Origin of the sequence: Dietzia sp. DQ12-76, from assembly GCF_014145045.1 — a bacterium.
Classification (GTDB): domain Bacteria; phylum Actinomycetota; class Actinomycetes; order Mycobacteriales; family Mycobacteriaceae; genus Dietzia.
Genome location: NZ_JAALDV010000093.1, coordinates 1 through 3495 on the forward strand (window position 1 = coordinate 1; position 3495 = coordinate 3495).

At 69.1% G+C, this 3495-nt stretch carries 4 protein-coding genes and 1 pseudogene; all 5 read left to right on the forward strand.

All coding sequences use genetic code 11. The annotated features are described in order from the left end of the window. On the forward strand, positions 1 to 659 hold a 659-nt coding region (locus G6019_RS04330; RefSeq protein ID WP_182627100.1), incomplete at its 5' end, for an SDR family oxidoreductase. A 92-nt stretch (positions 660 to 751) separates the two neighbouring features. Beyond that, the gene (locus G6019_RS04335) at positions 752 to 2053 is read left to right on the forward strand and encodes a cytochrome P450 (RefSeq protein ID WP_182613073.1); all 1302 of its coding nucleotides are present in this window, start codon (positions 752 to 754) and stop codon (positions 2051 to 2053) included. A 14-nt stretch (positions 2054 to 2067) separates the two neighbouring features. After that, positions 2068 to 2286, forward strand: coding sequence for a ferredoxin (locus G6019_RS04340; protein ID WP_182613074.1), 219 nt, complete (start codon positions 2068 to 2070; stop codon positions 2284 to 2286). A gap of 1 nt (position 2287) precedes the next feature. After that, positions 2288 to 2863, forward strand: coding sequence for a nuclear transport factor 2 family protein (locus tag G6019_RS04345; protein ID WP_182613072.1), 576 nt, complete (start codon positions 2288 to 2290; stop codon positions 2861 to 2863). Between the two features lie 5 nt (positions 2864 to 2868). Further along, positions 2869 to 3495 (forward strand): annotated as a pseudogene (locus G6019_RS04350) (hypothetical protein); the annotation flags it as partial.

Below are 3495 nucleotides of genomic sequence, written 5' to 3' on the forward strand. Positions count from 1 at the left end.
GTGCCGACCGCCTCGACGACCTCGTGGGCCGGATCCGGGACGCCGGGGGACGGGCCACCGCCCGACCGGTCGACGTGACCAACGCCGACTCGGTCGCCGGGTTCGTGGCCGCCGCCGGCGAGGCGTACGGCCCACCCGAGGTCCTCGTCTCCAGTGCCGGCAGCCTGAAGATGGCCCGCGTGTGGGAGATGGACCCCGAGGACTTCGCCGCCCAGATCGACATCCACCTACTCGCCGTGCAGCGACTCCTCCACGCCGTGGTCCCCGGGATGGTCGACCGCCGTCGGGGAGACGTGGTCCTCATCGGATCCGATGTGGCCTACACCGCCCGGCCCCGCTCCGGCGCGTACGTCGCGGCCAAAGCCGGCCTGGAGACGATGGCCCACCAGGCCCGCAAGGAACTCGAGGGTACGGGGATCCGCCTCGGGGTGGTCCGCCCCGGGCCGGTGATGACCGAGATGGGCACCGAGTTCGATGCGGAGACCGCGGAGTCGGTCATCAACGACTGGGTCAAGCACGGCTTCGGTCGTCACCCGCGCATGTGCAAACCGGCCGACCTCGCCCGGGGGGTCGCCGCCATGGTGGCGATGCCCCGCGGCGCCCAGATCACCGAGCTGGAGATCCAGCCGGAGGCCCCAATCGAGGAGGATTACTCGTGACCAGTACCGACGGCTCCACCGACACGCCCACCGACACCTCCACCCTCACCGAACCGCGGCGGGTCTCCGGCGGCGGGGGCGAGCTGGGGCACATGGACGAACTCCGTACCGACCCGATCGGCCTGTTCTGGCGGGTGCGCGAGGAGTGCGGCGACCTCGGCGTGTTCAAGATCGTCGACCGCGACATCTGCCTGGCCTCCGGGGCGGCCGCCAACGAGGCCTTCTTCCGTGCCCCGGACGAGTCCCTCGACCAGGCCGCCGCCTACCCGTTCATGACGCCGGTGTTCGGGGAGGGCGTCGTGTTCGACGCCAGTCCCGAGCGTCGCTCGGAGATGCTGCACAACACGGCGCTGCGCGGCGAGCACATGCGCCAGCACGCCGTCACCATCCCCCACGAGGTGCAGCGGATGGTGGGCGAGTGGGGCGACGAGGGCGAGATCGACCTGCTCGAGTGGTTCTCCGAACTCACCATCTACACCTCCTCGGCGTGCCTGATCGGTCCGAAGTTCCGGGAGCAGCTCGACGCGCGGTTCGCGCACCTGTATCACGACCTCGAGCAGGGCACCGACCCCCACGCGTACATCGACGCCTACGCCGACATCCCCGCGTTCCGCAAGCGGGACGCGGCCCGGGCCGGACTGGTGGAGCTCGTGTCCGCGATCATGGAGGAGCGGGTCGCCAACCCTCCGGCGGACAAGGAGGACCGGGACCTGCTCGACGTCCTGGTGTCCGTCAAGAACGACGACGGCACGTACCGCTTCACCCCGGACGAGGTCACCGGCATCTTCATCTCCATGATGTTCGCCGGGCATCACACCACCTCCGGCACCAGTGCGTGGATGCTCATCGAGCTGCTCAGGCACCCGGACTACCTCGCGGAGGTGGTCGCCGAACTCGACGAGGTCTACTCGGACGGCGCCGAGTACAGCTTCGGGGCGCTACGTCAGATGCCCAAGGTCGAGAACGCCCTCAAAGAGACGCTGCGTCTTCACCCGCCCCTCATCATCCTCATGCGGGTGGCGCAGGAGGACGTCCGGATCGGCGACCACGTCGTCCGTGCCGGGCAGACCGTCGCGGCCTCCCCGGCGGTCTCCAACCGGCTCCCCGAGGATTTCCCGGACCCCGACACGTTCGACCCGGAGCGCTACTCCGAGCCGCGACAGGAGGACATCGTCAACCGGTGGACCTGGATCCCCTTCGGCGCCGGACGACACCGCTGCGTGGGGGCGGCGTTCGCCCAGCTCCAGATCAAGGCCATCTTCTCGATCCTGCTGCGGGAGTTCGAGTTCGAGCTCGCGCAACCGCCGGAGAGCTACCACAACGACCACTCCAAGATGGTCGTCCAGCTGGCCCAGCCGTGCACCGTCCGCTACCGGAGGAGGCGGCGCCGGTGACCGGACAGCAGCCGATGCGTGTGGAAGTGGACTTCGACCTGTGCCAGGGGCACGCGGAGTGCCAGGCCGAGGCCCCCGACTGGTTCACGGTGGGCAAGGGCGCGGAGGCCAAGGTGCGCGCCAAGCGGGGCGATATCCCCGACGACCAGCTGGCGGAAGTCAAGGCCGCCGTCAAGTACTGCCCGACTCAGGCACTCCGCCTCGTCGGGACCCGGACCCCCAGGAGTGAGTGACGTGACCCGATACGACCGCGCCGAGATCGCCGAGTTCGTGGAGCGATGGATCGAGGCCAACGCCGAGTGCGAGCGCAACAAGGACTGGACCCCGCTCGCCGAGTTCTACGCCGAGGACGCCACCTACGGCTGGAACTACGGCACGAAGGACGACTTCATGGCCGTCGGCCGGGACGAGATCCGTGACATCGCGCTGGGTCAGGAGATGGCCGGGCTCGACGGCTGGGAGTACCCCTACATCCGCACCATCATCGATCCCGAGACCGGTGACGTGCTGTGCCTGTGGAAGCAGATCGCCCGCGACACCGTCGACCCCAGGACGGGCGCGCCCTACGAGGTCCACGGTCTCGGCGGGTCGTGGTTCCTCTACAACGGCGAGCAGCAGTGGAAGTGGCAGCGGGACTTCTTCGACTTCGGCAACGTGGTGGACCTGTTCATGCGGATGTACGAGGCCGACGCGCTCACCGATTCGATGAAGGCCCGGTTCGAAGCGGGCGGCGACAAGCCTGCCGGGTGGTACCGCATCGAGGACAGCCCGGCCCCGTTGTGGCCGGTGTCCACGCCGGACGAGGTCTGAGTCCGATGACCACGCGCGACCCGGTCGTCAGACGCGACCCTCTGGAATCGCTCGATCACGCGACCCTCGCACGGCTACTCCCCGATCTGCTGCTGATCGGCCAGCTCATCGACCGGGCGGGGATGCCGGCCCTCCTGGGTGAGTTCGGTGTGGACGGGATGCGGGACGTCGCGATCGAGGAGTGGCAGGCCGCGAGCCCGCACTACACCCGTCGGATGAAGGAGGCGTTGTCCATCACGGGCGACGGCGTCGCGGAGATCTTCAAGGGTTTCCAGCTGGACGTGGGGGCGCCGCCGGAGTTCATGGACTTCCGCTACGGGATCACCGACCACGATCACGGGGAATTCTGGCTCGACCACTGTGGCGCACTGATGGATGTCGAACCGATGGGGGACCGGCTCGTCACCACGATGTGTCACGACATCGAGGACCCCACCTTCCCGGCCACCGCGCTCGCCACCAACCCGCGGGCCGTCGTGGAACCGGTCCACCGGCCACCACGCAGCCCGGAGGGCCGGACGCCGCACTGCCACTGGATCGTTCGGATCGACCCGGACGCGGAGCCGGCGGCGTGGCCCGAGCCGGCGGTCGAGTCCGCGAGCAGTCGGGTGGTCGACTTCTCGTTCGAGCCG

Coding starts and splice junctions, on each gene's coding strand:
- G6019_RS04340 (WP_182613074.1), top strand. CDS start 2,068: ATGCGTGTGGAAGTGGACTTCGACCTGTGCCAGGGGCACGCGGAGTGC.
- G6019_RS04335 (WP_182613073.1), top strand. CDS start 752: ATGGACGAACTCCGTACCGACCCGATCGGCCTGTTCTGGCGGGTGCGC.